A 26,514-nucleotide genomic window follows, 5' to 3' on the forward strand; every position below is an offset into this window, starting at 1 on the left:
AGCCGCAGGCAGGGGCGGCGCAGACGTCCGCGTCCCGCGTCGGCACACGGACCGGTGCGGCGGCCCCACAACCGGCAGGCAACGAAGAGGGGCGGATGCCGCAGCATCCGCCCCTCTTCGTTCGCGCTGAAGGCGCGTCGGTCAGTCCTGGCCGAGCGTGCCCAAGTAGAGGCCGATGACCTTCGGATCGTTCAGCAGGTCGCGACCGGTGCCCGTGTAGGCGTCACGGCCCTGGTCGAGCACGTAGCCGCGGTCGCAGATCTGCAGGCAGCGTCGGGCGTTCTGCTCGACCATGATGGTCGTGACGCCGGCGCGGTTGATCTCCTTCACCCGCAGGAACGCCTCGTCTTGACGCACAGGCGAGAGGCCTGCGCTCGGCTCGTCGAGGAGGAGCACGTGCGGGCCCATCATGAGTGCGCGCGACATGGCGACCATCTGCCGTTCACCACCCGACAGGGATCCGGCGCGCTGGCCGAGTCGCTTGCCGAGCTCGGGGAAGATCTCGGTGACGAACTCGAGTCGCTCCTTCAGCCCCTTGGGCTTCTGGAAGAGGCCCATCTCGAGGTTCTCCTGAATGGTGAGCGATGGGAACACGTTGTTCGTCTGCGGCACGAAGCCCACGCCCTTGGCGACGAGCTTGTTCGCCTTCAGGTTCGTGATCTCCTCGCCGTTCAGGCGGATCTGGCCCTCGCGCACCTTCACGAGTCCGAAGATGGACTTGAGCAGGGTCGACTTGCCGGCGCCGTTCGGACCGATGATGCCGATGAGCTCACCCTGTCGCGCGACCAGCGAGCACGAGTTCAGGATGTTCACCCCGGGCAGGTAGCCCGCGGTGACGTTGTCGACGGCGACGACCTCGTCGCCGACCGGCTCGAGCACTGCGCTCGCGGTGGATTCACTGTTCGTCATCGATGAGCTCCTTGATGGCCTCGACGTTCTCGGTGTCGGTGACACCCAGGTCGGTGTCGTGGTGCGCGCCGAGGTACGCGTCGATCACGGCGGGGTTCTCCATGACGGTGTGCGGGTCGCCTTCGGCGACGATGCGACCCTCGGCCATGACGACGACCCAGTCGGCGATGTGGCGCACCATGTGCATGTCGTGCTCGACGAACAGCACCGTCATGCCCTGCGACTTCAGGTCGAGGATGTGGTCGAGCAGCGACTGCGTCAGTGCCGGGTTCACCCCGGCCATCGGCTCGTCGAGCATCACGAGCGTGGGGTCGCTCATGAGCGCCCGGGCCATCTCGAGCAGCTTGCGCTGCCCGCCCGAGAGGCTCGCGGCGTAGTCGGTCTGCTTGGCGTCGAGCTTGAAGCGGGTGAGCAGCTCGACCGCCTTCGCCTCGATCTCCTCCTCCTGCTTGCGCCAGAGGAACGGCAGCACCGAGCGGAAGAGGTTCTCACCGCTCTGACCCTTCGCTCCGAGTTTCATGTTGTCGAGCACGGTGAGCAGGCCCAGCGCCTTCGTCAACTGGAAGGTGCGGATGAGCCCCATGCGCGCCACCCGGTAGGCCGGTACGTGCGCGAGCGAGCGCCCCTCGAACTCCCACTTGCCGGTGTCGGGCTTGTCGAAGCCCGTCAGCAGGTTGAAGAACGTGGTCTTGCCGGCGCCGTTCGGGCCGATGAGGGCGGTGATCGCGCCACGGGGGATCTCGACGTGGTCGACGTCGACCGCTTTGAGGCCACCGAACGTGCGGGTGACCCCGTCGGCGATGAGGATCGGGTCGACCTTGCGGCATCCCGGTTCTGCGTCGCCGACGTGGAGGCCGGTGGTCTTCACCGGCTTGGACGTGGGAGTGACATCACTTGACAAAGGCCAGCTCCTTCTTGTTTCCGAAGATGCCCTGGGGCCTGAAGATCACGATCAACATGATCGCGATGCCGACGAGGATGAACCGGAGCTGTCCGGCCTGCACCTGCGTCATGAACGGGAGCCAGCCCGCCTCGACCGCTCGGGAGATGAAGCCCGAGAAGAAGGAGAGCAGCACCCAGAAGATCATCGAGCCGATGATGGGCCCGAGGATCGTGGCGGCCCCGCCGAGGAGCAGGATCGCGTAGACGAAGAAGGTGAGCGACGTCTGGTAGTTCGCCGGAACGACGGCTCGCGGCAGGACGAAGATCATGCCGGCGAGGGTGCCGTAGACACCACCGAGGATGAGGCTCTGCATCTTGTACGAGTAGACGTTCTTGCCCAGGGCGCGAACGGCGTCTTCATCCTCACGGATGCCCTTGATGACCCGGCCCCATGGGCTGCGCATGATGAGCCAGGTGAGGAGGGCGATGATGACGACGAGCGACCACCCGACGATGCGGATCCACCAGTCGTACTCGTTGTAGACGAAGGGTCCGAAGCCGTAGGTGCCTTCGGGGATCGGATTGAGATCGGCGAAGCCGCCCTTGTAGCCCTGCAGGCCGCTCGCGGATCCCGTGAGGGCGTCGAACGTGTTCGTCGTGAAGACGAGCCGTAGGATCTCCGCCGCCGCGATCGTCACGATCGCGAGGTAGTCGGCCCTGAGCCGCAGGGTCGGGATGCCGAGGATCAGGGCGAACACGATGGACGCGCCGATTCCGACGAGCACCGCGGCCCAGACGGGCAGGTTGAAGGAGAGCACCGAGATGGCGTAGCCGTAGGCGCCGAGCGCCATGAACCCGGCCTGGCCGAAGTTCAGCAGGCCCGTGTACCCGAAGTGCACCGCGAGGCCGAGGGCCGCCAGTGCGTACGCCGCGGTGACAGGGCTGATGAGCTCCTGCGCCGCGTTGGAGAAGATCTGAGTCCAGTCGATCATGGTCGGTCCTCCTTAGCCGATTCTCTCGCGGCGACCGAGGATGCCCTGCGGTCGGAACAACAGCACGAGGATCAGCACGACGAGCGCGCCCACGTACTTCAGGTCGCTCGGCAGCCACAGCGTCGAGATCTCGATGAAGAGACCGACGATGAGGGAGCCGACGAGGGCGCCGAAGGCCGTGCCGAGCCCGCCGAGGGTGACCGCGGCGAAGATCAGCAGCAGGATCTGGAAGCCCATGTCCCAGCTGACGCCGGGGCGGAAGTAAGCCCAGAGGATGCCGCTGAGGCCGGCGAGCGCCGCGCCGAGCACCCAGACGATGCGGATGACGCGGTCGACGTCGATGCCGCTCGCCGAGGCCAGGCTCGCGTTGTCGGCGACGGCGCGAGTGGCCTTGCCGATGCGGGTGCGCACGAGGAAGTACGCGACGGCGACGAGGACGACGACCGAGACGATCATGCTGCCCACGTCGACCCAGGAGAGCTGGACACCGCCGAACGAGAGCTCCTTCGGGGCGGTGGCGCCCGGCAGCTGCCGGGTCGCGCCGCCGTAGAAGAACTGGTACGTATAGCGGATCGCGAGCGAGAGGCCGATGCTCACGATCATGAGCGGGATGAGCCCCACGCCGCGTTTGCGGAGCGGTTTCCAGATCACGGCGTCGAGCGTCCATCCGAGCCCGGCGCTGAGCACGATCGCGATCGCGATCGCCAGCCAGATCGGCCAGGCGAGGTCGACGCCGAAGCTCAGCACCATCAGGGCGCCGAAGGTCACCATCTCGGCGTGGGCGAAGTTCGAGAGCCCCGTCGTGCCGAAGATGAGCGAGAGCCCGATGGCGGCGAGCGCGAGGAGCAGGCCGAAGTTCAGGCCGTTGATCGTGCGCTCGAGCAATTGCGCCCCGAAGGACGTGGTCGTGCGTTCACCCTCGCCGAGGAAGAAGTTCACGGCCTTCAGCTTCGTGAGGCCGAACTCCGCGGTGATCGTGGCACTGCCTTCGGCGACGACGACACCCTCGGGGAGGGTGTCCTCATCGAGGGTGATCTCGTATTCGCCTTTCTCGGGCACGCCGATGCGCCATTTTCCTTCGGCGTCGGTCTCTGTGTCGGCATCGAAGCCGCCGCCTTCGACCGTGATCTTGACGCCTTCGAGCGGCTCGCGATCATGTTGCACGTTCCCCGTGAAGAAGTACTCGAATTCTTCGGATTCCTGGGCCGTACTCCCATCCTCCGCCATCGCAGGGGACGCTGCGATGCCGGACAGAGTGAGTGCGGACACGAGGATTCCGAGGAGAACGAGCCACCTCCCTGGAGACCGATGGGCGAGCGTTCGTGTGGGTTTCACTGCACCTCCAAGGGCACCCTTCGGGCTGGTGGCCTTCCGGGTTCGGTCCTTACCTGTCGACAACGTCGTCGACAGTACGTGCCGATTATGTCTCATGTGTTTCGCTCACGAGGCAAACGGCGTTCGATTGTTATCCGGGAATGCCCGGGATGCAAACTCGCTTAACATTGATACTGCGGGCCAGACCACCGGCGCGCGGCAATTCGGGCAGAACTCGACACAAGGAGCGACATGGACCAGGCCGACCCGTTCGGACTCACAGGACTCACTTACGACGACGTCCTCCTGCTGCCTGGTCACACCGATGTGATCCCGAGCGAGGCCGACACGACCTCGCGCCTGACCCGCCGCATCAACGTCGCGACGCCGCTCCTGTCGGCCGCGATGGACACGGTGACCGAGGCCCGCATGGCGGTCGCCATGGCCCGGCAGGGCGGCATCGGCATCTTGCACCGCAACCTCTCGATCGCCGACCAGGCCGACATGGTCGACCGGGTCAAGCGCAGCGAGTCGGGCATGGTCTCGAACCCGGTGACGACGAGCCCCGAGGCATCCGTCGCCGATGTCGACGCCCTCTGCGCGACGTACCGGGTCAGCGGCCTGCCGGTCATCGACACCGACGGCAAGCTCGTCGGCATCATCTCGAACCGCGACATGCGCTTCGTCGCCGACTTCGAGAAGCCGACCACGACGGTGGCCGAGGTCATGACGAAGATGCCGCTCATCACCGGCCGCGTGGGCATGAACCCCGATGAGGCGCTCGCGATCTTCGCCAAGCACAAGGTCGAGAAGCTGCCGCTCATCGACGATGAGGGCCACCTCACGGGCCTCATCACCGTCAAGGACTTCGACAAGTCCGAGCAGTACCCGAACGCCACGAAGGACAGCGAGGGCCGCCTCCGGGTCGGGGCGGCGATGGGCTTCTTCGGCGACGCGTGGGAGCGCGCAGAGGCGCTCCGCGACGCGGGCGTCGACGTGCTCGTCGTCGACACGGCGAACGGCGAATCGGCCGGCGTGCTCGACATCATCCGCCGGCTGAAGACCGACCCCACGTTCGCCCACATCGACGTCATCGGCGGCAACGTCGCGACCCGTGAGGGCGCGCAGGCGCTCGTCGACGCGGGCGCCGACGCCGTGAAGGTCGGCGTGGGCCCCGGCTCGATCTGCACCACGCGCGTCGTCGCGGGTGTCGGTGTTCCCCAGATCACCGCGGTGTACGAGGCGTCCAAGGCCACGAAGCCGGCGGGCGTGCCGCTCATCGCCGACGGCGGCCTGCAGTACTCCGGCGACATTGCGAAGGCTCTCGTCGCGGGCGCCGACACGGTCATGCTCGGCTCGCTGCTCGCGGGCACCGCCGAGAGCCCCGGCGAACTCGTCTTCCAGAACGGCAAGCAGTTCAAGGCCTACCGCGGCATGGGCTCGCTCGGCGCGCTGCAGACCCGTGGCCAGAAGACCTCGTACTCGAAGGACCGCTACTTCCAGGCGGATGTCCCGTCGGACGACAAGCTGATCCCCGAGGGCATCGAGGGCCAGGTGCCCTACCGCGGCCCGCTGTCGGCCGTCGCGTACCAGCTCATCGGCGGCCTCCGCCAGTCGATGTTCTACGTCGGGGCGCGCACGATCGCCGAGCTGAAGAGCAAGGGCCGGTTCGTGCGCATCACGCCCGCTGGGCTCAAGGAGTCGCACCCGCACGACGTGCAGATCGTCGTGGAGGCGCCGAACTACACGCGCTAGAGCTCGCGGATGTAGCAGAGCATGCGGTAGTCGGTGCCCGGCTCGATGTTCACGAACCCATGGCGTTCGTAGAACCGCCGGGCATCGACATCGATCTCGTCGACGTTGATGTGCATCTCGCCGCCGCCGCGGCGGAGCACCTCGGCGATCGCGTGCTGGAGCAGGGCGGTGCCGATGCCGGCACCGCGCAGCTCGGGCACGACGTAGAGCTCGTCGAGCACGGCGAGGGGTCCGTCGCAATACACGGTGGGGCGCAGCGTGACGACGGCGTAACCCTGCGGCTCGGGCGGTGCGCCCGCGAACAGCACGAACGCCGAATCGTCGGCGATGAGCTCGCGGAAGCGCGGCGTCAGCACTTCGCGGCTCGGCGTGGGCGAGTCGAACTCGACCGCGAACTCGACCTGCAGTCGGGCGGCAGTGGGGGCGTCGTCGGGCACCGCGAATCTGATCCCGAGCACAGGGTCCTGTTCGGGCGTCATGGCTTCCATCCCTTCGTTCAGTGGGAGCGGGCGCCGGTTTCGTTCAGCGAGCGTCGGCGAGCCGCGTGATCGCTTCGCTCAGCACCTCGGGCGTGCACGCGAAGTTCAGCCGTGCGTGCCCTCGGCCGACGCTCGCGCCGAACGTCGGCCCGATGCCGAGGGCGACCCTGGCGTGCTCGAGGGCGTACGCGGCGGGGTCATCGCCCCAGCCGAGGGCCGACAGGTCGAGCCAGGCGAGGTACGTCGCATCGGGCATGCGGTAGCGCACGCCCGGGAGTTCGTCGGCGAGGAGCTCGGCGAGGAGGCGACGATTGTCGTCGAGGCTCGCGAGGACGCCGTCGAGCCAAGGCCCGCCGTGCCGGAATGCCGCGATGGAGGCGATCGAACCGAACTGGCTCATGCGCCACTCGACCTCGTAGGGGAGGGCCTTGCGCACCTGGTCGCCGCGCTCGCTCGCGGTCACGATGAGCGCCGCCTTCAGCCCGGCGATGTTGAACGCCTTCGTGGCGGCGGTGACGGTGACGCCGTGCTCGCGGGCAGCGTCTGACGCCGTCAGGAACGGCGTGTAGTCGACGCCGGGCTGCACGAGCGGCCCGTGCACCTCGTCGGAGACGATCGTGACGCCGTGGCGGGCCGCGATGTCGGCGAGCGCGGTGAGCTGCGACGCCGACGGCACGAGGCCGATCGGGTTGTGCGGGTTGCAGAGCACCATCGCCCGCGCGCCCGCCGCGAACGCCGCGTCGATGCCGTCGAGGTCGAGCGCCCAGCCCTCGTCGATGCCGCCGAGCATCGGCACTTCGACGACCCGGCCGGAGGCCTCGGCCACGAGGTCGAAGAACGGCGGGTAGATCGGCGGGGTGATGACGACCCCGTCGCCTGGTTCGGTGACCCGGCGCAGCACCTCGACGATGCCCATGCTGACATCGGCGGTGCAGGTCACGCGCGTCGGGTCGACCTGCCACCCGAGGCGAGTGGCGGCGAAGCCCTGGAACGCTTCGGCGACCGGCAGGCTCCCCGCCGTGTAGCCCGTGTCCGAGCGGTCGACGGCCGCGTGCAGTGCCGCCTTGATCGGGTCGGCGAGCGGGTAGTCCATCTCGGCGACGGGCAGCGGCAGCACGTCGGCGTCGTACAGGCGCCACTTCGCGCTCGTTCGCGTGCGGAGGACGTCGAGAGGCTCTGCTGCGGTGCGTTGCATGATTCCAGCTTGCCCCAGAACGGCTGCGGGTGGCAGTGGCAATCGCGGCACGCTAGTCTGGTCGGCTGCCCATCGGGCGGTGCGGAACCGGGCGAGGTGGCCCGGCCGCGGACCGAACGGATCTCTCATGGGTTTCATCGACGTCAACGGCGTCTCCTTCTCGCTCGCCGACGGGCGCCCGCTCCTCGCCGACCTCGCCTTCCGGGTGACGGATGGCGCGACCACCGCCCTCATCGGCGCGAACGGCGCGGGCAAGTCGACGCTGCTGCGCATCATCCGCGGCGAGCTCCGCCCCGACGAGGGCAGCGTGCAGGTCGACGGCGGCCTCGGCGTCATGGACCAGTTCGTCGGCACCGGCGCGACGATCGAGGGCACGGATGCCACGGTGCACGGCCTGCTCGTCTCGGTCGCGCCGACCCGTATCCGTGCGGCGGCCATCGAGCTCGAGGCATCCGAGACCGCGCTCATCGAACGCGACGACACCGCGGCGCAGATGCGGTACGCCACCGCGCTCGCCGAGTACGCGGAGGCGGGCGGCTACGACCAGGAGGTCGTGTGGGACCACTGCACGATTGCGGCGCTCGGGATCCCGTTCGAACGGGCGAAGTGGCGGGAGCTCTCGACGCTCTCGGGCGGTGAGCAGAAGCGGCTCGCGCTCGAGGCGCTGTTCCGCGGCCCCGAGCAGGTGCTGCTGCTCGACGAGCCCGACAACTCGCTCGACGTGCCCGGCAAGCGCTGGCTCGAGTCGCAGCTGCGGGCGACTCCGAAGACGGTGCTGCTCGTCTCGCACGACCGCGAGCTGCTCGCCCGCGCCGCGGACCGCATCGTCACGCTCGAGGTCGGGGCGGCGGGCAACACGGCGTGGGTGCACGGCGGCAGCTTCGAGGGGTACCACCGGGCGCGGGACGAGCGCTTCGAGCGCCTCGACGAGCTGCGCCGTCGCTGGGACGAGCAGCATGCCGCACTGAGGACCCTCGTCGCCACGCTCAAGGTCAAGGCGACGTACAACGACGGCATGGCCTCGCGCTACCAGGCGGCCATGACGCGGTTGCGCAAGTTCGAGGAGGCGGGGCCGCCCGAGGAGCGGCCGCCGGCGCAGGCCGTGTCGATGCGGCTCCGCGGCTCCCGCACGGGCAAGCGCGCCGTCGTCGGCGAGCGGCTCGAGCTCTCGGGGCTGATGAAGCCCTTCGACCTCGAGGTCTGGTACGGCGATCGCGTCGCCGTGCTCGGATCGAACGGTTCGGGCAAGTCGCACTTCCTGCGGCTGCTCGCGGGCGGCGGCACCGAGCCGGATCGCACGCTCGGGCACATCACGACGGTGGGGGAGTCGCTCGCACGGGTGCCGCACACCGGGCGAGCGGTGCTCGGCGCGCGCGTCGTGCCCGGATGGTTCGCGCAGAACCACGAGCACCCCGAGTACCGCGGCCGCACGCTCCTCGACATCCTGCACCGCGGTGACGCGAACCGCGACGGCATGGCGCGCGAGGCCGCGAGCTCGGCCCTCGACCGCTACGGGCTCGCGGGCGCGGCGCTGCAGCACTTCGAGCAGCTCTCGGGCGGCCAGCAGGCGCGACTCCAGATCCTGCTGCTCGAACTCTCGGGCGCGACGCTGCTGCTGCTCGACGAGCCGACCGACAACCTCGACCTCGTGTCGGCCGAGGCGCTCGAAGAGGGGCTGTCGCGGTTCGACGGCACCGTGCTCGCGGTGACCCACGACCGCTGGTTCACCCGCGGCTTCGACCGCTTCCTGGTCTTCGGCAGCGACGGCGATGTCTACGAGTCGGATGCCCCGGTGTGGGACGAGTCCCGGGTGGTGCGCGCCCGCTGAGGTACCGACCGCGCGAGCGGTGGCATGGAGCGGGTCACCCGATGGGGTGAGGCGCAGCGGGGGTGCCGGCGCCCAGACTGATCGGCATGACGAGACAGAGAACGCAACGGGCGATCGCAGGGCCGGTGCTCATCATCGTGTGCACCTTGCACACCGCGGTCGGAGTACTCGCATCCGCACCGGCGCTGGGTGAGGCCTTGGCCGGAGGCTGGTACGGAGCGATGACGATCGACCTCGAAGTGGCGCTCTGGTTCTTGATGACCGGATTCTTCGGCGTGGTCGCCGGCCTCGGCATGACCGCACTCGAGCACGCCGGGCGACTCTCGTGGCCGGTCAGCATCGCGCTGCTCGTGATCGCGCTGATCGGGGTGGCCGCAGCGCCGGTGTCCGGCTTCCTGTTCGTGCTCGTGGCGGCGGTGATCGCGGTGGTGCAGTCGGTGCGTCAGGGCCATCAGCGTGCAACAGCTGACCCGGGTGAGGGTGAAGCTCCGGCGGGCACGGTTCTCGAGCACTCGTCGCGATCGGGGAGCAGCAGGGTATGAGTGCGGTGCAGTCCGCCGGTGCCGTGGGCGCCGGCTCGACCGCCGCATCGATGAGCGCGCGGGTGGCGGCAGTGCTCGGTGCACTGGGGCTCGTCGCGTTCGCGGCGGTGAACCTGGCGTTCGAGGGAACGAACCACTTCGCCGACGGGCCCCACGCGGACTACGCCGCCGGCCTGAGCATCCTGAACTGGCTGGTGGTGGGCCTCAAGCTGGTCGGGGCCGTCGTCGTGATGGTCTCGGTGAGCGAGCGGGCGACGGCGTTCGCACCGAACACGATGACGCTGCTCCTGTGGGGGGCCTTCGGCACCTTCGCCATCTACGCGCTCGGCACTATCGGCGAGGCCATCGTCATGGCGACCGGGATCGCCGGAAACCCCAGCGACATCGATGCGGCCGGCGTCGGCTACCTGCTGGGCATGACGTTCTTCGCGAGCTGCTTCGGCGTCGTGGCGATCTCGTACTCTCGGCGCACCCGCTGGCGGCCGCTTCCGATCGTGGCCGGAGTCCTCGGTGCACCGATGCTCCTCGCCGGCATCCTGGTGCTCGTGCCGGCGCTGCTGGTCGCCCTCGGCGTCATGCCGCCGCTCTAGGCGTCGCGCTGCAGCGGCAGATGGAGTGAGTCCGGGTGGACGCCGGCCGCTCGTCTCAACCGGCGGAGTATCGGCCGGGTAGGGTTGAGTGGTGACCCAGGAGATCGAGATCGGCCGCTCCAAGCGGGGCCAGCGCGTCTACGCATTCGATGACATCGCGATCGTGCCCAGCCGGCGCACGCGCGACCCCGAAGACGTCTCGGTGGGCTGGACCATCGACGCCTACCAGTTCGACATCCCGTTCCTCGCGGCGCCCATGGACTCCGTCGTCTCGCCGCAGACGGCGATCATGATGGGCCAGCTCGGCGGCCTCGGCGTGCTCGACCTCGAGGGCCTCTGGACCCGGTATGAAGACCCCGAGCCCGTGCTCGCCGAGATCCGCGGGCTCGCTCCCGCGAACGCCACGGCCCGCATGCAGCAGCTCTACTCCGAGCCGATCAAGCCCGAGCTCGTCACGGCTCGTCTCGCCGAGATCCGAGCGGCGGGCGTCACCGTCGCCGGCGCGCTCTCCCCGCAGCGCACGCAGGAGCTCTACGAGACCGTCGTCGCGGCGGGCGTCGACCTGTTCGTGATCCGCGGCACCACGGTGTCGGCCGAGCACGTCTCGAAGAACCAGGAACCCCTGAACCTCAAGAAGTTCATCTACGAGCTCGACGTGCCGGTGATCGTCGGCGGCGCGGCGACCTACACGGCGGCGCTCCACCTCATGCGCACGGGCGCCGCGGGCGTGCTCGTCGGCTTCGGCGGGGGAGCGGCGTCGACGACGCGGGCGACCCTCGGCATCCACGCTCCCATGGCCACGGCGGTGGCGGATGTCGCGGGCGCGCGCCGCGACTACCTCGACGAGTCCGGCGGCCGCTACGTGCACGTCATCGCCGACGGCGGCGTCGGCAAGTCGGGCGACATCGTCAAGGCGATCGCGTGCGGCGCCGACGCGGTCATGCTGGGCGCGGCACTCGCTCGGGCGACGGATGCTCCGGGCGGCGGCTACCACTGGGGCGCCGAGGCGCACCACCCGAAGCTGCCGCGCGGTCAGCGCGTGCACGTCGGCCAGGTCGCCCCGCTCGAAGAGGTGCTCTACGGGCCCGCGCCGTCGGCCGACGGCGTCACGAACCTCATCGGAGCCTTGAAGCGCTCGATGGCGACCACCGGTTACTCCGACCTCAAGGAGTTCCAGCGCGTCGACGTGGTCGTTGCGCCGTACCAGTCGTCGTAGGGGTCGGGTTTCGAGACGGTCGCTGCGCTCCCTCCTCAACCCGCTCGACATTCGTCTTGCGGTTTCGAGACGGTCGCTGCGCGCCCTCCTCAACCAGCGCCGCTTCGGGTAGCGTGGAAACGGATCGCGCGGCCTCGCCGTGAGGCCGCGGGGATGGGGTGGCACGATGGCGACTCAGAAATCGGCGAGGCTCAAGTCGGTGACGCGTTCGACCAAGCTCGGACCTGAAGAACGGAAGGCCGCGATCGCGCGGCTGAAGGAGAAAGAGCTCGACATCCTCGTCGTCGGCGGTGGCATCGTCGGCACCGGAGCCGCGCTCGACGCGGTGACGCGAGGTCTCTCGACCGGACTCCTCGAGGCCCGTGACTGGGCGTCGGGCACCTCGAGCCGTTCGTCGAAGCTCGTGCACGGCGGCATCCGCTATCTCGAACAGCTCGACTTCCGCCTCGTGCGCGAGGCGCTCATCGAGCGGGGCCTGCTGCTGCAGCGCATCGCGCCGCACCTCGTGAAGCCCGTGCGGTTCCTCTACCCCCTGAAGACCCGTCTCTTCGAGCGCTTCTACGTGGGCGCGGGCATGATGCTCTACGACATCTTCAGCTACACGGGCGGGCGGCCGCCGGGAGTTCCCCACCACCGTCACCTCTCGAAGCGACAGGTGATGCGCGCCATCCCGTCGCTGTCGAAGGACGCCCTCGTCGGCGGCCTCACCTACTACGACGCGCAGGTCGACGACGCCCGGTACGTGGCCTCGCTCGCCCGAACGGCCTCGTTCTACGGGGCCCATGTCGCGAGCCGGGTCAAGGTCGAGGGCTTCGTCAAGGTCGGCGAGCGCGTCGTCGGCGTGAAGGCGCACGACCTCGAGACCGACGAGCGCTTCGAGATCCGCGCGAAGCAGGTCGTGAACGCCACCGGTGTGTGGACGGATGACACGCAGCGCATGGTCGGCGAACGCGGCACGTTCAAGGTGCGCGCCTCGAAGGGCGTGCACCTCGTCGTGCCCCGCGACCGCATCCAGTCGGCGATGGGCATGATCTTCCGCACCGAGAAGAGCGTGCTGTTCGTCATCCCGTGGGGGCGGCACTGGCTGATCGGCACGACCGACACGGACTGGAACCTCGACAAGGCGCATCCGGCGGCGACCGCGGCCGACATCGACTACCTGCTCGAGCACGTCAACGCCGTGCTCGGCATCCCGCTCAGCCGCGAAGACGTCGAGGGCGTCTTCGCCGGGCTCCGCCCCCTGCTCGCCGGCGAGAGCGACCAGACCTCGAAGCTCTCGCGAGAGCACCTCGTGGCCCACACCGTGCCGGGTCTCGTCGTGATCGCCGGTGGCAAGTGGACGACGTACCGGGTCATGGCGAAGGACGCCATCGACGCGGCGGCCGACGCCCTCGACGGCAAGGTGCCGAAGTCGACGACGCAGGACATCCCACTGCTCGGGGCCGAGGGCTACCAGGCGGCGTGGAACAAGCGGGGCAAGATCGCCCGGGCCTTCGGCGTGCACGAGGTGCGCATCGAGCACCTGCTGAACCGCTACGGCACGATGACCGACGAACTGCTCGACCTGATCCGCGACGATCCCTCGCTCGGCGAGCCGCTGCCGGGCGCCGACGACTACCTCGGCGCGGAGGTCGTCTACGCCGCCACGCACGAAGGGGCACTGCACCTCGACGATGTGCTCGCCCGACGCACGCGCATCTCGATCGAGGCATGGGACCGCGGTGTCTCCGCAGCGCCCGTCGCAGCGAAGCTCATGGCCGGGGCACTCGGCTGGGATGCTGCTCGCCAGACCCTCGAGATCGAGCGCTACCTCGAGCGGGTCGCCGCCGAGCGTGCTTCGCAGGAGCAGCCCGACGACGAATCGGCCGACCGCGTGCGGCTCGAGGCTCCCGACATCGTGAAGGTGGACTGAGCCGGCGCGCCCGTCCCGACATCGCGGGACTCGTTTCGGTAACGAATCGGACGCACCCGTCCGGTTATGTCTATACTCCACGGTATGCGCCCAGGGCTGGGTGCGGTCCGGAGCGCCTCGAGGAGTGCCAGAAATGCGTCCAGCCAGCAGCGTCGCGGGAGCTACAGCTCTCGCTCTCGTGTTCACCGGGGCGGCTCTCGCCGTCGCAGCACCCGCATCAGCGGCGACGACGCATGTGACGAGCATCGCGCCCGACGAGTCGACCTACCTCGGCTGGCACGAGGGGTACGCGAACGCGACCCCCGCCTTCTCCCTGCACTGGAACGGCCTCTTCTTCGGAAACGGTGCGAACTCGCAGATCCTGAACGGGCTCGTCGACTCTGGTGCGCCGGGCCTGCCGACCACCTCCGCTGAGCTCGGCGCCCTCATCGACGGTTCTGAGATCGGCGTGACCCAGGGCATCGTCTTCTCCCAGGTCGCCGTCTCGACCGCCGCCGGATGGGGTACGCTCCGACCGGTCGCCGGCTTCGAGACTGGCCCGCACAGCGCGGCACTCACCGACCTCTGGACCTCGAGCCGCACGATCGGCGATGTCACGGCCAACGCGCCCGTCGAACTCTCGGCACTGCTGACGAGCCTCGAGGAAGATGGCGACCTGCGGTACTCCGGGTTCGGCGTCCTCGCCGAGGCCGCGAATCCCGGCGGCGTCGAGTCGATCACCTGGGGCGACGACACCTACCTCTTCACGCGCGACGTGACGGCGATTCCGGTCACCTCGACGGTCGATGTCACGGCCGCCGAGATCCGGCCCGACGAGTCGACCTACACGGGCTGGCACGAGGGCTACGCGAACGCGACGCCCGCCTTCGGCATCGCTCCCGAGGGGCTGAGCTTCGGCAACGGCGCCAACTCGCAGATCATCAACGGCCTCGCGGCACCGCTCGCCGACGCCGACCTCGCCCAGCTCATCACCTCGGCCGATGTCGAGGTCGTCAGCGGCGAGGCGTTCTACCAGGTGCCGATCACGTTCGGCGAGGCTGCGACGTTCACGACGCTGCGTCCGGCGTTCGGTGCAGGGCCCGGAACGACGACGTTCGCCCTCGGCGACCAGTGGGTCTCGAGCCGGGAGATCCCGGCAACCGCCACGACCGCGGCGATCGCCGCGAACACCCCGGTGCTGCTCGGCGACCTCATCGAGGCGATCGAGGCGAACGGCACCGTGAACGTGCTCGCGTTCGGCGTGCTCGCCCAAGAGGTGACCCCGACCGTCGTCGCCACGGTGGCGTTCAACGGCGTGCGCTACAACTTCGTGCCCGCCGCTGCGGTCACGCCGGTCACTCCGGCCAAGCCCGCGCTCGCCGCGACCGGCGCCGAGACCTCGGTCGCGATCGGCGCCGCCGGTGCGCTGCTGGCGCTCGGGTTCGGCCTCGTCGCCTTCCGCCTCGTGCGCCGACGCGCAGTGCTCGGCGATCGCTGACCCGCGAATCAGAACAGCCAAGGGCTCCGCGCGACAGCGCGGAGCCCTTCGGCGCGCCGGGCATGGATCGTGGGGCCGGGCCCAGCGCCTAAACTGGAGGGCATGCTCGTCAGCCCCGGAATCACGCCCCACGCGAGAACCGGCGACTGATGCTCAAGATGATGCTCCGCCCCCGGTGGGTGGCCGCGCTGCTCCTCGCCCTCGGCATCGCCGCAGCATTCGCGCTGCTCGGCCAGTGGCAGCTGGAACGCGCCGTCGAATCCGCGGTCGTCGTCGAACGCCCGACCGAAGAGGTGCGGCCGTTCGCGGGCGTCGCCGAACCCGACCGGCCGACGACACAGGCGGCGACGGCCCAGCTCGTCGAGGTCACGGGCACCGTGGTGACCGGCGACACGGTCATCGTCGAGGGCCGTCTGAACGACGGCGTCGCAGGCTATTGGCCCGTCGTGCACCTCGAGGTCACGGATGGCACCCCGGCTGGCCTGCCCGTCGCGCTCGGCTGGGCGGCCGACGAGGAGACGGCACGCGGCGCGGCCGATGCGTTCGAGCGATCGATCGACGCCGGCGAACCGATCACGATCGTCGGCCGCTTCCTGCCGAGCGAGGCTCCGATCGCCCCCGACGAAGACGGCGACCCGTTCGCGATGCAGACCGTGGCCGTCGCGCAGCTCATCAACGTCTGGGCCGACTACGACGACCGGCCGGTCTACTTCGGCTACGTCACCGCGGCCGAAGCGCCCGCAGGGCTCGACGCGATCCTCTCCCCGCCGCCAGAGCAGGAGCAGCAGCTCGACTGGCTGAACATCTTCTACGCGATCGAGTGGGCGGTCTTCGCCGGCTTCGCGATCTACCTCTGGTACCGGCTGGTGCGCGACGCCGTCGAGCGCGAGCGCGAAGAGCAGGAGGAGGCCGAGGCATCCGCTGCCCTGGCCGCCGCTGCCGGGACGCCCGACGACCACTGACGACCGCGCGCTCGACGCCGCGTAGACTGGTGCCATGCCCCTCGAGCCGAAATCCGCCGATCTGCCGCGCATTCGCGGGGCGCTGAAGTTCTACCAGGTCGCTTCGGTGATCACGGGCGTCATGCTGCTGCTGCTCTGCGCCGAGATGATCCTGAAGTACGCGTTCCACCTCGAGCTCTACGCGTTCGGCGACCAGGGCGTGCTCGCCTTCACTCCGGTGCTCGAGACCGCGACCGGCCTCGAGTCGACCGGCACCGGCATGAACCTCTCGACCGGCATCCTCATCGCCCATGGCTGGTTCTACGTCGTCTACCTCTTCAGCGACTTCCGGCTCTGGAGCCTGATGCGCTGGCCGTTCACCCGGTTCATCGTCATCGCGCTCGGCGGCATCGTGCCGTTCCTCTCGTTCTTCCTCGAGGCGCGCATCGGCCGCGAGGTGCGGGAGTACCTCGACCGGCGCGAGGGCGCGGAAGCCGTGTCATCCGTAACCACCGACTCTTCCGACACCGTGGAGGCCCAGCAGTGACCGATCAGCCCACCGAGCAGCGCCCGGTACTCGTCGTCGACTTCGGCGCCCAGTACGCGCAGCTCATCGCCCGGCGCGTGCGCGAGGCATCCGTCTACTCCGAGATCGTGCCGCACACGATCACCGCGGCCGAGGTCGCGGCGAAGAACCCGATCGGCATCGTGCTCTCGGGCGGGCCGTCCTCGGTCTACGAGGAGGGAGCTCCGGCGCTCGACGAGGGCATCCTGCAGCTGGGCGTGCCGACGCTCGGCATCTGCTACGGCTTCCAGGTGATGGCCACCCAGCTCGGCGGCGAGGTCGCGCACACCGGCCTCCGCGAGTACGGCGCGACCGCAGCGACGGTGACGGATGCCTCGGGCAACGCGCTGCTCGAGGGCCAGCCCGCCGATCAGACCGTGTGGATGAGCCACGGCGACTCGGTGTCGCGTGCACCCGAGGGCTTCGAGGTGCTCGCCTCGACGGCGTCGACGCCCGTCGCCGCCTTCGCGAACGACGAGAAGAAGTTCTACGGCGTGCAGTGGCACCCCGAGGTCAAGCACTCGGAGTTCGGCCAGCGCATCATCGAGAACTTCCTGCACCGCGCCGCCGGCATCCCCGCCGACTGGAACTCGGGCAACGTCATCGCCGAGCAGGTCGCCCGCATCCGCGAGCAGGTCGGCTCCGCTCGCGTGATCTCGGCGCTGTCTGGGGGCGTCGACTCGGCGGTGTCCACCGCGCTCGTGCAGGAGGCCGTCGGCGACCAGCTCACCGCCGTGTTCGTCGATCACGGTCTGCTCCGCAAGGGCGAGCGAGAGCAGGTGCAGCAGGACTACGTCGCCGCGACGGGCGTGCGCCTCATCACGATCGACGCCGAAGACACGTTCCTCGACGCGCTCGCGGGCGTCAGCGACCCCGAGCAGAAGCGCAAGATCATCGGTCGCGAGTTCATCCGCGCGTTCGAGCAGGCCGAGCGCGACCTCATCGCCGAGGCCGCGGCCGCGGGCGAGCCGATCAAGTTCCTCGTGCAGGGCACGCTCTACCCCGACGTCGTCGAGTCGGGCGGCGGCACGGGCACGGCGAACATCAAGAGCCACCACAACGTGGGCGGGCTTCCCGAAGACCTGCAGTTCGAGCTCGTCGAGCCGCTGCGCACGCTCTTCAAAGACGAGGTGCGCGCGATCGGCCGCGAGCTCGGGCTGCCCGAGGCGATCGTCGGCCGCCAGCCGTTTCCGGGGCCTGGCCTCGGCATCCGTATCGTGGGCGAGGTCACCCGTGATCGTCTCGATCTGCTCCGCGAGGCCGACGCGATCGCCCGTGAAGAACTGAGCGCCGCGGGCCTCGACCAGGAGATCTGGCAGTGCCCCGTCGTGCTGCTCGCCGACGTGCGCTCGGTGGGCGTGCAGGGCGACGGCCGCACCTACGGCCACCCGATCGTGCTGCGCCCCGTCTCGTCGGAAGACGCGATGACGGCCGACTGGACGCGGCTGCCCTACGACGTGCTGGCGAAGATCTCGAACCGCATCACGAACGAGGTGCCCGAGGTCAACCGAGTGGTGCTCGACGTCACGTCGAAGCCGCCGGGCACCATCGAGTGGGAGTGATCGCTCGCTGAGGCGCGTCCGCGAGGGGTGCTCCTCGACTGGTGTTCGCTGAGTCGCAGGACGATCGGTGCGACGCGCCGGCGTAGTACGGCGTGTCGGTGAGATCTTCCTGCGACTCAGCGCGCCTGCCAGACTGACAGCATGGGCGTCGTCGAGAACTCGAAGCTGACCGTCGTCGGAGCGGGGAGCGTGGGCACGAGCCTCGCGTACTCGGCGCTGATCCGTGGGAGTGCGAGCGAGGTCGCGCTGTACGACATCGCGCGCGAGAAGGTCGAGGCCGAGGTGCTCGACCTCGCGCACGGTACGCAGTTCACGGGATCGTCGGTGACCGGCGGGGCCGATCTCGCGGTCGTCGAGGGATCGCACGTCATCGTCGTGACCGCCGGGGCGAAGCAGCAGCCAGGCCAGTCGCGGCTCGAGCTCGCGGGCACCAACGTGCAGATTCTCGAGAACCTACTGCCGGCGCTGCTCGCACGCGCCCCAGACGCGGTCATCGTGCTCGTCACGAATCCGGTCGACGTGCTGACGGTGGCTGCACAGCGCATCACCGGGCTGCCGCCGCACCGCATCTTCGGCTCGGGCACCGTGCTCGACACCTCGCGCCTGCGCTGGCTGCTCGCCCGCCGGGCCGGGGTCACCACGTCGAGCGTGCACGCCGACATCGTGGGTGAGCACGGCGACACCGAGTTCCCGCTCTGGTCGAACGCCCGCATCGGCCCCGTGCCGATCCTCGAGTGGCGCGGCGCCGAACCGTTCTCGGCTGCGGAGCTCGACGACATCGCGCGCGAGGTGCGCGACTCGGCATACACGGTCATCCGCGGCAAGGGCGCCACGAACTACGCCATCGGCCTCGCCGGGGCGCGCATCGTCGAAGCCGTGCTGCAGGACGAGCGGGCGGTGCTGCCGGTCTCGACGGTGCTCAGCGGCATCCGGGGCCTCGACGGCGTCGCGCTGTCGCTGCCGAGCGTCGTCGGCGGCGACGGCGCAGTGCCGGTCGCTGAGACGCCGTTCTCGACCGAGGAAGAGCTGCTGCTCCGGGCCTCGGCCGATGCGATCGCCGCCTCCGTCGCGACGCTCGGCATCTGACGACCGCGACGCCGCAGCGGAAACACGAACGGCCGCCCGAGGGCGGCCGTTCGGCGTCTCACGCGATTCGAGGTCAGTCGCTCGACTGCACGATCGCGAGCATGCGCAGGATCTCGAGGTACAGCCAGATGACGGTGACCATGATGCCGAAGACGCCCGACCACTCGTACTTCTTCGGGGCGCGGTTGCGCACGCCCTGCTGGATGAAGTCGAAGTCGAGCACGAGCGAGTACGCCGCCATGATGACGACGAGCACGCCGAGGATCAGGCCGAGCGGGATGCCGAAGATCTCCGTCGACCGCAGGCCGAAGGCGTTGTCGGTGACACCGAAGATCATGAGCCCGAAGTTCACGAGCGAGAACACGGCGTAGCCGATCATCGCGATGAGGAAGATCTTCGTCGCCTTCTTCGAGGCGCGGATCTTGCCCGAGGCGAAGAGCGCGAGGGTCACGCCGACGACGACGAGCGTCGCGATGACGGCCTGCGCCACGATGCCGGGGTTGATCGCCTCGTACCAGGCGGAGATGCCGCCGACGAAGATGCCCTGCACACCTGCGTACGCGAGCACGAGCGCGGGCGACGGCTGCTTCTTGAAGATGTTGACGAGCGCCAGCACGAAGCCGACGATGCCGGCGCCGATCCAGAGGAACGGCATCGACTCGGTCGTGACCCACCCGAGCGCGGCGCCGACGACGAGCAGGCCGAAGGCGGCGGCCGACTTCTGGATGGTCGTCTCGATCGCCATGGTCTCGCCGGCGGGCGGCGTCGCGGGCTGGTTGTACATCTCCTGCAGCTGCTGGGCCGAGATGTCTTGTGCTGCGGCCACGCCCCCCTGCGCGGAGAACGCGGAGTTCCGCGAGAATGCGGGGTTGTCGAGAGCCATGGGTTTCCTCTGCTTTCGGCTGTGTTCGGGGGGTCGGGCGGCGGCCGCATGCGGCATCCGCTTCAGTACCAACTTACCCGAGTTGCCAGTGACAACGCCGTGAATTCTCGCGGCATTCCCCGCTCGGCATGCCGGGCGCTGACTACGCTGGGCGCATGCAGCACCACGATGCCCCGCGCCCCCTCGTGATCGGGCACCGTGGTGCACCCGGCTATCGGCCCGAGCACACGCGCTCGGCCTACGAGCTCGCGTTCGCGCTCGGGGCCGACGCGGTCGAGCCCGACATCGTCGCGACGCGCGACGGCGTGCTCGTGCTGCGTCACGAGAACGAGATCTCGGGCACGACGGATGTCGCCGACCGCCCGGAATTCGCCGGTCGCCGTACGACGCGGGAGATCGATGGCGCGCCCCTCACCGGCTGGTTCACCGAGGACTTCACGTGGGCCGAGCTCGCGACGCTGCGGGCTCGTGAGCGGCTCGGCGCGCTCCGCCAGTCGAGCGCGAGCTTCGACGGGCGGTTCCCGATCATCAGGCTCCGCGATCTCTTCGAGATCATCGACGTCGCGGCCGACGAGCAGCGCCGGATGCTCCGCATGGTGGCCGAGTTCAAGCACGCGGCGCACTTCGACGCGCTCGGGCTGCCGCTCGACGAGCTGTTCCAGGCCGAACTCGACGCCGCCGGGTGGGGTCGGGGCGATGATCGGCTCATCATGGAGGCGTTCGAGCCGACCCTGCTCGATCGGCTCGGGGCGCGCGGCATCCGGGGCACGCGGGTATTCCTCATCGAAGGCTCGGGCGCTCCGTGGGATCTCGTGCTCGACCAGGGCAGGAGCGCGCCGACGTACGACTCCTTCGTCACCGAGCAGGGGCTGCTCCGGCTCGCCGGCCGTTTCGACGGCGTGAGCGTCGGCAAGGCGCGGCTCGTCGGCGGCACCAAGGCGAGGCGAGCGGATGCCGCGGGCGCGCCGCTCTCGGGCGCCGAGCTCGTCGACGCGGCCCATGCGGCCGACCTCGAGGTCTACACGTGGACCCTCCGTCCGGAGAACAGGTTCCTCGCCGACCCGTTCCGGCGCGGCACCGTGCGAGCGGCCTTCGGCGACTGGGCGGGAGAGTTCGCCGAGATCATCGACATGGGCGTCGACGGGGTCTTCCTCGACCATCCCGACCTCGGGGTGGAGGCGCGCCGCGGCAGTGCCGGCTGACGGGGGGACTGTCGGCGGCCGCGCCTACACTTGAAGTGACATGACGCTGATCCTCGACCCCGACGACCCGGCCGGCTGGCGCGAGGCGCCCCCCGCCGTTGCTGCGGGCAACACCGATGCCGGCACCGGCGGCTCTCGGCTGACCGATGGCCTGAACCCCGAGCAGCGGGAGGCGGTCGAGTACCGCGGCCCAGCGCTGCTGATCGTCGCGGGCGCGGGCTCGGGCAAGACGCGCGTGCTCACGCACCGCATCGCGAGCCTCATCGAGAGCCGTGAGGCGTGGCCGAGCCAGATCCTCGCGATCACGTTCACGAACAAGGCCGCCGCCGAGATGCGCGAGCGCGTCCAGGCACTGCTCGGCGAGAGCGCCTCCGGCATGTGGATCTCGACCTTCCACTCGGCGTGCGTTCGCATCCTCCGTCGCGAGGCCGAGTCGATCGGCATGTCGTCGACGTTCACGATCTACGACTCCGCCGACCAGCGAACGATCCTGAAGCGCATCATCAAAGAACTCTCGGCCGACACCATGGGCTTCACGCCCGCGAGCGCCCAGGCCAAGATCTCCAAGCTCAAGAACGAGCTCGCCGACGCCGACACGCACGCGCGCAACGCGAACATGAACGACCCGCAAGAGGCCATGTTCGTCGAGATCTTCCGTCAGTACACGCGGCGGCTGCGTGCGGCGAGCGCGCTCGACTTCGACGACCTCATCGCCGAGACGGTCTACCTGTTCCGGGCCTTCCCGAAGGTCGCGGCGCTCTACCAGCGACGCTTCCGGCACATCCTCGTCGACGAGTACCAAGACACGAACCACGCCCAGTACTCGCTCATCCACGAGCTGACCAGGGCCGTGCCGCGCGACGTCGTCGCCGAGCTCGACGAGCACGGCATCCTCGTGCGCGGGCTGACGGATGCCTCGGGGGCGATCCCGGGCGCGAGCCTCACGGTCGTCGGCGACTCCGACCAGTCGATCTACGCGTTCCGCGGCGCCGACATCCGCAACATCTCCGAGTTCGAGCGCGACTTCCCGGGCGCCAAGGTCGTGCTCCTCGAGCAGAACTACCGCTCGACGCAGAACATCCTCTCGGCAGCGAACGCCGTCATCTCGAACAACTTCGACCGTAAAGAGAAGAAACTCTGGACGGCCGACGGAGATGGCGACAAGATCACGGGCTACACGGGGTACACCGCGCACGACGAGGCGCAGTTCATCGCCGACGAGATCGAGTCGCTGCACCGCGAGGGCGTCGCCTATCGCGACATCGCCGTGTTCTACCGCACCAACGCGCAGACCCGCGCGCTGGAGGAGATCTTCGTGCGCTCGGCGCTGCCCTACCGGGTCGTCGGCGGCACGAAGTTCTACGAGCGTGCCGAGATCAAAGACGCGATGGCCTACCTCATCGCGGTCGCGAACCCCGTCGACGAGCTCGCGCTCCGCCGCATCCTGAACACCCCGAAGCGCGGCATCGGCCCGGCGACCGAGACGGCGCTCGCCTCCTTCGCCGAGCAGAACGACCTCACCTTCCGGCAGGCGATGCGCGCGGCCGACGGCCTCGGCCTCGGGCCCAAGGCGACGGGGGCGATCTCGTCACTCGCGAACGTGCTCGACGAGGCAGCGGCGATGCTCGTGCCCTCGGCCGAGGGGCTCGCGGCGGGCACCAACGTCGGCGCTGCGAAGGTCTCCGACGTGCTCGTGTTCCTCGTCGAGAAGTCGGGCCTGCTCGACGCGCTCCGCAACAGCCGCGACCCGCAAGACGAGACCCGCGCCGAGAACGTCGAAGAGCTCGTGGCGCAGACCCGCGACTTCGATCGCGAGAACCCCGGCGCGACGCTCGTCGACTTCCTCACCCAGGTCTCGCTCGTGGCTGCGGCCGACGAGCTCGACGACGCATCCGGCACCGTCTCGCTCATGACGCTGCACACGGCGAAGGGCCTCGAGTACCACGCGGTGTTCCTGACGGGCATCGAAGAGGGGCTGCTGCCGCACCAGATGTCGGCGTCGGAGCCCGGTGGCCCGGCCGAGGAGCGACGACTCTTCTATGTCGGCATCACGCGCGCCCGCAAGCGCCTCTACCTCTCGCTCGCGATGAGCCGGGCGCAGTTCGGCGAAGTGGCCGTCGCGATGCCGTCGCGGTACCTGCAGGAGATTCCAGAGGGGCTCATCGACTGGCGCCAGTCGCCGGGCATGGCGACCTCTCGCGGCGGCACGCAGCCGCGCGCCCTCAACGCCCGTCGCGGTGCGCCGGGCGGCGCCTGGGGCACGCGCGACCGCGACCTCGAGCGGTTCAGCGTCACCCGTTCAGACAAGCCCAAGACCGAGTGGGCCAATCGGGTCACCGGCACGGTGCGCGACAACGGCGACCTCACGCTCGCGGCGGGCGACCGAATCCGGCACACCGACTTCGGCGAGGGCAAGGTCACCCAGGTCACGGGCGAGGGCACCAAGCGCATCGCCCATGTCAGCTTCGACACCGCGGGCCAGAAGAAGCTCCTCATCAAGATCGCGCCCATCGAGAAGCTCTGATGGCCGACCCGCAGGGCGCCCCGCGGCCGGCGGGGCTCATCGCGCGGCTCCGCTCCCTGCGCGCGCTCGATCTCGAAGTGGGGCTGCGGGCCGCGCTCGCCGCGGTCGTGCCGCTCGCGGTGCTCGTCGTGCTCGATCGAGTCGACCTCGCGGCGTACGCGGCGTTCGGCGGTATGACGGCGATCTTCGGCCGCAGCGAGCCGTACCGCACGCGACTTCGCACGGTCACCGCCGCCGGCGCTGCGCAGCTCGTCGCCATCGGCGCCGGTATCCTGCTCTCGGTGCTGCAGGCTCCGATCGCGGTCGAGGCCGCCGTGCTCGCCGCGGTGATCACGCTCGTGATCGTCGGCTTCAACACGCTCGGCGTCACGCCGTCGGGCCCGTTGTTCGCCGTCTTCGCGGTGCTGGTCTGCGCCGCCCAGCCCGTCGATGACGGCAGCGGATGGCTCCGCTTCGGCGTGGCCGCCGCTGCCGCGGCATTCGCGTGGCTGCTCGCGATGTCGGGCTGGCTGCTGCGCAGAGCCGCGCGCACCCGCGAGCAGGCGATCTTCAAGTCGCTGCCCCGGCAGGCGCCCGTGCGGGCGCGGGCCTACGCCGACCCGCGCGTCTGGCTGAACGTCGTGCAGAACGTGGTCGCGGCGCTCGCCGCCGGGGGAGCGGCGCTGCTTCTCGGCATCGGCCACCCGTACTGGGCCGTCGTGAGCGCCGTCGCCGTGATTCCGCCCGCTCGCGCAGCGCACACGCTGCAGCGGGCGTGGCACCGGGTCGTCGGCACGGCGGTCGGCGTCGGCATCGCCGGGCTCGTGCTCTGGCCCGAGCCGCCCGTCTGGGTGCTCGTCGTCGTCATCGGCATCTGCCAGTTCGCGGCCGAGATCCTCGTCGGCCGTCACTACGGCGCCGCGCTCGTCTTCGTCACGCCGCTCGCGCTCGCCGTCGCCCACCTCGCGTCCCCGACGCCGCTGCCCGTGCTGCTCGGCGACCGCCTCGTCGAGACCGTGGTCGGCGCGGCGCTCGCCGTCGCGGCGGTGCTCGCCGCCCGCCGGTTCGTCGAGCACGTGCCGATGCCGCCGCCGACCGTGTCGACTCCGAGCATCAGTCCCGAGGAGCACCCATGACCTGGCCCACGCGCGCACGGCGCACCGTGTACGAGAACCGCTGGATCACCGTCACCGAAGACGACGTCGTGCGACCCGACGGCACCGAGGGCATCTACGGCGTCGTCGAGGTTCGCAACGACGCCGTCTTCGTCGTCGCGATGACCGACGACGACGAAGTGCTGCTCGTCACGATCGATCGGCACACGGTGGGCTCATCGATCGAGGTGCCGGCGGGCGGCACCGATGGCGAGCTTCCACTCGTCGCCGCCCAGCGCGAGCTGCTCGAGGAGACCGGGTACGAGGCGGCCGAGTGGCGCGAGATCGGGCGCATGACGGCGCTCAACGGCATCTGCCGCGCCGCGGAGGTCGTGTACCTCGCCACCGGCCTGCGCCACGCGGCATCCGTCGCCGAGTCGCAGGCCGAGGAGGGCATCAGCGTCGTGCGGGCGGTGCCCTTCGCCGACGTCGTGCGCATGATCGCCGCCGGGGAGATCACCGACGGTGAGACGATCGCCGCGATCCTCTACGCGGCGGCGGCGCTCGGCCGCGTCGGCTGACGTACGGCCAGGGCAGTGCGGGGCCGTGCGCCATGCGCTGCGACCTGTTCAGTCCTCGAGGCGATCGATGAGGCTGATGGCGTCGAACGGGGCGCGCACCTTCACGTCATTGTCGAAGTAGACGTACGCGTCGCGGCCGGCCGAGCGGTGCCGGCGCACCCACGCTTCCCAGCGATCGAGCGCCGCGTCGTCGTAGCCGGAGGTGTAGAGCTCGGTCTCGCCGTGGAGCCTCGCGTAGACGAAGTCCACGGTCACCCAATCGAGGCGCGGCCATTTTCCGGCGGTGTCCGCGGTGACGGATGCCACGTGGTGACGCTCGAGCAGCGCGCGCCACTCCGCGCACTCGAAGCTCGGATGGCGCACCTCGACCGCATGCCTGAGGGCGCGCTCGGGCGAGGCCGCGAGCGCGTAGGCCGTGCGCCCCGACATCCGCCGATCCCGATGGCGCGCGAGTGCAGCGGCCTCGCCGTGCGTGCGGGGGAGGGCGGAGAGGAAGTCGTCGAGTCGCGACGCGTCGAATGCCAGGGTGGGCGGCAGTTGCCACAGCACCGGTCCGAGCTTCTCGCCGAGCGAGAGCACCCCGGAGGCGAAGAAGTTCGCGAGCGGAGCCTGCACATCGCCGAGCCGCTTGACGTGGGTGATGAAGCGCGGTCCCTTCACGGCGAAGACGAAGCCCGGCGGCGTGGCGTCCCGCCAGCGCACCCAGGAGGCCGGCCGCTGCAGAGAATAGAACGAGCCGTTCACCTCGAGCGAGCTCACGCGTTCGGCCGCGTAGGCGAGCTCGTCGGCCTGGCGCAGGCCCTTCGGATAGAACTTCCCGCGCCACGGCCGGTACACCCAGCCCGACATTCCGATGCGGGCGCTCGCCGAGCGCGTCATGCGGCCAGTCTGCAACGGATGCGCCGGGACCGCGACCCGCGACCCATCGCCGTCGCCCGAACGCCGTCGCCCGGATCCCGGTTCGGTCGCGCGGAACGGGAGGAGTAGCATGGAAGACGGCCCAACT

At 69.7% G+C, this 26,514-nt stretch carries 23 protein-coding genes; 15 read left to right on the forward strand and 8 right to left on the reverse strand.

Features of this window, described 5'->3' with window-relative positions; translation table 11 throughout:
• Positions 1 to 141: 141 nt before the first annotated feature.
• The 4 genes from VPH61_RS06365 to VPH61_RS06380 are packed head-to-tail and all read right to left on the reverse strand — an operon-like array spanning position 142 to position 4,010.
• Positions 142 to 909: an ABC transporter ATP-binding protein gene (locus VPH61_RS06365; protein WP_332062666.1), complete on the reverse strand. Its 768-nt coding sequence runs from the start codon at positions 907 to 909 to the stop codon at positions 142 to 144.
• Positions 896 to 1,810, reverse strand: a complete 915-nt coding sequence (locus tag VPH61_RS06370) for an ABC transporter ATP-binding protein (RefSeq protein ID WP_332062667.1) — start codon at positions 1,808 to 1,810, stop codon at positions 896 to 898. The genes VPH61_RS06365 and VPH61_RS06370 overlap by 14 nt, the downstream gene beginning before the upstream one ends.
• Positions 1,800 to 2,780, reverse strand: coding sequence for a branched-chain amino acid ABC transporter permease (locus VPH61_RS06375; protein WP_332062998.1), 981 nt, complete (start codon positions 2,778 to 2,780; stop codon positions 1,800 to 1,802). Before VPH61_RS06375 ends, VPH61_RS06370 begins: the two co-directional genes overlap by 11 nt.
• 15 nt (positions 2,781 to 2,795) lie before the next feature.
• On the reverse strand, positions 2,796 to 4,010 hold the full coding sequence (locus tag VPH61_RS06380) for an ABC transporter permease subunit (protein ID WP_332062668.1): 1,215 nt from the start codon (positions 4,008 to 4,010) through the stop codon (positions 2,796 to 2,798).
• A gap of 339 nt (positions 4,011 to 4,349) precedes the next feature.
• Here VPH61_RS06380 and guaB point away from each other — a divergent pair, with 339 nt between their 5' ends.
• On the forward strand, positions 4,350 to 5,852 hold the full coding sequence (gene guaB / locus VPH61_RS06385; RefSeq protein WP_332062669.1) for an IMP dehydrogenase: 1,503 nt from the start codon (positions 4,350 to 4,352) through the stop codon (positions 5,850 to 5,852).
• Here the strand turns inward: guaB and VPH61_RS06390 are convergent.
• Positions 5,849 to 6,331 carry a GNAT family N-acetyltransferase gene (locus tag VPH61_RS06390; RefSeq protein ID WP_332062670.1) on the reverse strand — a complete coding sequence of 161 codons (483 nt, stop codon included), beginning with the start codon at positions 6,329 to 6,331 and terminating at the stop codon, positions 5,849 to 5,851. The genes guaB and VPH61_RS06390 overlap by 4 nt on opposite strands.
• A gap of 43 nt (positions 6,332 to 6,374) precedes the next feature.
• Positions 6,375 to 7,526, reverse strand: coding sequence for a MalY/PatB family protein (locus VPH61_RS06395; protein ID WP_332062671.1), 1,152 nt, complete (start codon positions 7,524 to 7,526; stop codon positions 6,375 to 6,377).
• Between the two features lie 127 nt (positions 7,527 to 7,653).
• Here VPH61_RS06395 and VPH61_RS06400 point away from each other — a divergent pair, with 127 nt between their 5' ends.
• From VPH61_RS06400 to VPH61_RS06445, 10 genes are all read left to right on the forward strand, one after another.
• On the forward strand, positions 7,654 to 9,354 hold the full coding sequence (locus tag VPH61_RS06400) for an ABC-F family ATP-binding cassette domain-containing protein (RefSeq protein WP_332062672.1): 1,701 nt from the start codon (positions 7,654 to 7,656) through the stop codon (positions 9,352 to 9,354).
• An 86-nt stretch (positions 9,355 to 9,440) separates the two neighbouring features.
• Positions 9,441 to 9,896 carry a DUF6463 family protein gene (locus VPH61_RS06405; protein WP_332062673.1) on the forward strand — a complete coding sequence of 152 codons (456 nt, stop codon included), beginning with the start codon at positions 9,441 to 9,443 and terminating at the stop codon, positions 9,894 to 9,896.
• Entirely contained in the window at positions 9,893 to 10,486 is a 594-nt protein-coding gene (locus VPH61_RS06410; RefSeq protein WP_332062674.1) for a hypothetical protein, read from the forward strand. The genes VPH61_RS06405 and VPH61_RS06410 overlap by 4 nt, the downstream gene beginning before the upstream one ends.
• 91 nt (positions 10,487 to 10,577) lie before the next feature.
• Entirely contained in the window at positions 10,578 to 11,702 is a 1,125-nt protein-coding gene (locus tag VPH61_RS06415; RefSeq protein ID WP_332062675.1) for a GuaB3 family IMP dehydrogenase-related protein, read from the forward strand.
• A 166-nt stretch (positions 11,703 to 11,868) separates the two neighbouring features.
• Positions 11,869 to 13,614, forward strand: a complete 1,746-nt coding sequence (locus VPH61_RS06420) for a glycerol-3-phosphate dehydrogenase/oxidase (RefSeq protein WP_332062676.1) — start codon at positions 11,869 to 11,871, stop codon at positions 13,612 to 13,614.
• 133 nt (positions 13,615 to 13,747) lie between these two features.
• Complete coding sequence (locus VPH61_RS06425) at positions 13,748 to 15,091, forward strand: hypothetical protein (RefSeq protein WP_332062677.1); 1,344 nt, start codon at positions 13,748 to 13,750, stop codon at positions 15,089 to 15,091.
• 161 nt (positions 15,092 to 15,252) lie between these two features.
• Complete coding sequence (locus tag VPH61_RS06430; RefSeq protein ID WP_332062678.1) at positions 15,253 to 16,053, forward strand: SURF1 family cytochrome oxidase biogenesis protein; 801 nt, start codon at positions 15,253 to 15,255, stop codon at positions 16,051 to 16,053.
• A gap of 34 nt (positions 16,054 to 16,087) precedes the next feature.
• On the forward strand, positions 16,088 to 16,579 hold the full coding sequence (locus tag VPH61_RS06435) for a DUF3817 domain-containing protein (RefSeq protein ID WP_332062679.1): 492 nt from the start codon (positions 16,088 to 16,090) through the stop codon (positions 16,577 to 16,579).
• A complete protein-coding gene (gene guaA / locus VPH61_RS06440; RefSeq protein ID WP_332062680.1) occupies positions 16,576 to 18,159 on the forward strand; it encodes a glutamine-hydrolyzing GMP synthase in 1,584 nt (527 codons plus the stop codon). The genes VPH61_RS06435 and guaA overlap by 4 nt, the downstream gene beginning before the upstream one ends.
• A 141-nt stretch (positions 18,160 to 18,300) precedes the next feature.
• Positions 18,301 to 19,245 (forward strand): L-lactate dehydrogenase, encoded by a 945-nt coding sequence (locus VPH61_RS06445; RefSeq protein WP_332062681.1) that lies wholly within the window; start codon positions 18,301 to 18,303, stop codon positions 19,243 to 19,245.
• Positions 19,246 to 19,318: 73 nt separating this feature from the next.
• On the opposite strand, the gene VPH61_RS06450 is transcribed toward VPH61_RS06445, so the two are convergent.
• Positions 19,319 to 20,128, reverse strand: a complete 810-nt coding sequence (locus VPH61_RS06450; RefSeq protein WP_332062682.1) for a Bax inhibitor-1/YccA family protein — start codon at positions 20,126 to 20,128, stop codon at positions 19,319 to 19,321.
• 155 nt (positions 20,129 to 20,283) lie between these two features.
• Between VPH61_RS06450 and VPH61_RS06455 the strand changes: the two genes are divergently transcribed.
• Genes VPH61_RS06455 through VPH61_RS06470 form a run of 4 tightly spaced genes read left to right on the forward strand, consistent with a single transcriptional unit; the run spans position 20,284 to position 25,508 of the window.
• Positions 20,284 to 21,330: a glycerophosphodiester phosphodiesterase family protein gene (locus tag VPH61_RS06455; protein ID WP_332062683.1), complete on the forward strand. Its 1,047-nt coding sequence runs from the start codon at positions 20,284 to 20,286 to the stop codon at positions 21,328 to 21,330.
• 40 nt (positions 21,331 to 21,370) lie between these two features.
• Complete coding sequence (locus tag VPH61_RS06460; RefSeq protein WP_332062684.1) at positions 21,371 to 23,854, forward strand: ATP-dependent helicase; 2,484 nt, start codon at positions 21,371 to 21,373, stop codon at positions 23,852 to 23,854.
• The gene (locus VPH61_RS06465) at positions 23,854 to 24,969 is read left to right on the forward strand and encodes an FUSC family protein (protein ID WP_332062685.1); all 1,116 of its coding nucleotides are present in this window, start codon (positions 23,854 to 23,856) and stop codon (positions 24,967 to 24,969) included. The genes VPH61_RS06460 and VPH61_RS06465 overlap by 1 nt, the downstream gene beginning before the upstream one ends.
• Positions 24,966 to 25,508: an NUDIX hydrolase gene (locus VPH61_RS06470; protein ID WP_332062686.1), complete on the forward strand. Its 543-nt coding sequence runs from the start codon at positions 24,966 to 24,968 to the stop codon at positions 25,506 to 25,508. Before VPH61_RS06465 ends, VPH61_RS06470 begins: the two co-directional genes overlap by 4 nt.
• A 48-nt stretch (positions 25,509 to 25,556) precedes the next feature.
• Here VPH61_RS06470 and VPH61_RS06475 read toward each other — a convergent pair whose 3' ends face one another.
• Entirely contained in the window at positions 25,557 to 26,387 is an 831-nt protein-coding gene (locus tag VPH61_RS06475; RefSeq protein WP_332062687.1) for a DUF72 domain-containing protein, read from the reverse strand.
• Positions 26,388 to 26,514: the final 127 nt, after the last annotated feature.

Source organism: Agromyces sp. CCNWLW203 (assembly GCF_036576125.1).
Taxonomy (GTDB): domain Bacteria; phylum Actinomycetota; class Actinomycetes; order Actinomycetales; family Microbacteriaceae; genus Agromyces.

Excerpts from the sequence above, each read along its gene's own strand:
- VPH61_RS06430 (WP_332062678.1), top strand. The coding sequence starts at position 15,253 with ATGCTCCGCCCCCGGTGGGTGGCCGCGCTGCTCCTCGCCCTCGGCATC.
- VPH61_RS06445 (WP_332062681.1), top strand. The coding sequence starts at position 18,301 with ATGGGCGTCGTCGAGAACTCGAAGCTGACCGTCGTCGGAGCGGGGAGC.
- guaB (WP_332062669.1), top strand. The coding sequence starts at position 4,350 with ATGGACCAGGCCGACCCGTTCGGACTCACAGGACTCACTTACGACGAC.
- VPH61_RS06405 (WP_332062673.1), top strand. The coding sequence starts at position 9,441 with ATGACGAGACAGAGAACGCAACGGGCGATCGCAGGGCCGGTGCTCATC.
- VPH61_RS06420 (WP_332062676.1), top strand. The coding sequence starts at position 11,869 with ATGGCGACTCAGAAATCGGCGAGGCTCAAGTCGGTGACGCGTTCGACC.
- VPH61_RS06400 (WP_332062672.1), top strand. The coding sequence starts at position 7,654 with ATGGGTTTCATCGACGTCAACGGCGTCTCCTTCTCGCTCGCCGACGGG.
- VPH61_RS06435 (WP_332062679.1), top strand. The coding sequence starts at position 16,088 with ATGCCCCTCGAGCCGAAATCCGCCGATCTGCCGCGCATTCGCGGGGCG.
- VPH61_RS06475 (WP_332062687.1), bottom strand. The coding sequence starts at position 26,387 with ATGACGCGCTCGGCGAGCGCCCGCATCGGAATGTCGGGCTGGGTGTAC.
- VPH61_RS06450 (WP_332062682.1), bottom strand. The coding sequence starts at position 20,128 with ATGGCTCTCGACAACCCCGCATTCTCGCGGAACTCCGCGTTCTCCGCG.
- VPH61_RS06455 (WP_332062683.1), top strand. The coding sequence starts at position 20,284 with ATGCAGCACCACGATGCCCCGCGCCCCCTCGTGATCGGGCACCGTGGT.
- VPH61_RS06465 (WP_332062685.1), top strand. The coding sequence starts at position 23,854 with ATGGCCGACCCGCAGGGCGCCCCGCGGCCGGCGGGGCTCATCGCGCGG.
- VPH61_RS06425 (WP_332062677.1), top strand. The coding sequence starts at position 13,748 with ATGCGTCCAGCCAGCAGCGTCGCGGGAGCTACAGCTCTCGCTCTCGTG.
- VPH61_RS06365 (WP_332062666.1), bottom strand. The coding sequence starts at position 909 with ATGACGAACAGTGAATCCACCGCGAGCGCAGTGCTCGAGCCGGTCGGC.
- VPH61_RS06390 (WP_332062670.1), bottom strand. The coding sequence starts at position 6,331 with ATGACGCCCGAACAGGACCCTGTGCTCGGGATCAGATTCGCGGTGCCC.
- VPH61_RS06460 (WP_332062684.1), top strand. The coding sequence starts at position 21,371 with ATGACGCTGATCCTCGACCCCGACGACCCGGCCGGCTGGCGCGAGGCG.
- VPH61_RS06470 (WP_332062686.1), top strand. The coding sequence starts at position 24,966 with ATGACCTGGCCCACGCGCGCACGGCGCACCGTGTACGAGAACCGCTGG.
- VPH61_RS06410 (WP_332062674.1), top strand. The coding sequence starts at position 9,893 with ATGAGTGCGGTGCAGTCCGCCGGTGCCGTGGGCGCCGGCTCGACCGCC.
- VPH61_RS06380 (WP_332062668.1), bottom strand. The coding sequence starts at position 4,010 with ATGGCGGAGGATGGGAGTACGGCCCAGGAATCCGAAGAATTCGAGTAC.
- VPH61_RS06395 (WP_332062671.1), bottom strand. The coding sequence starts at position 7,526 with ATGCAACGCACCGCAGCAGAGCCTCTCGACGTCCTCCGCACGCGAACG.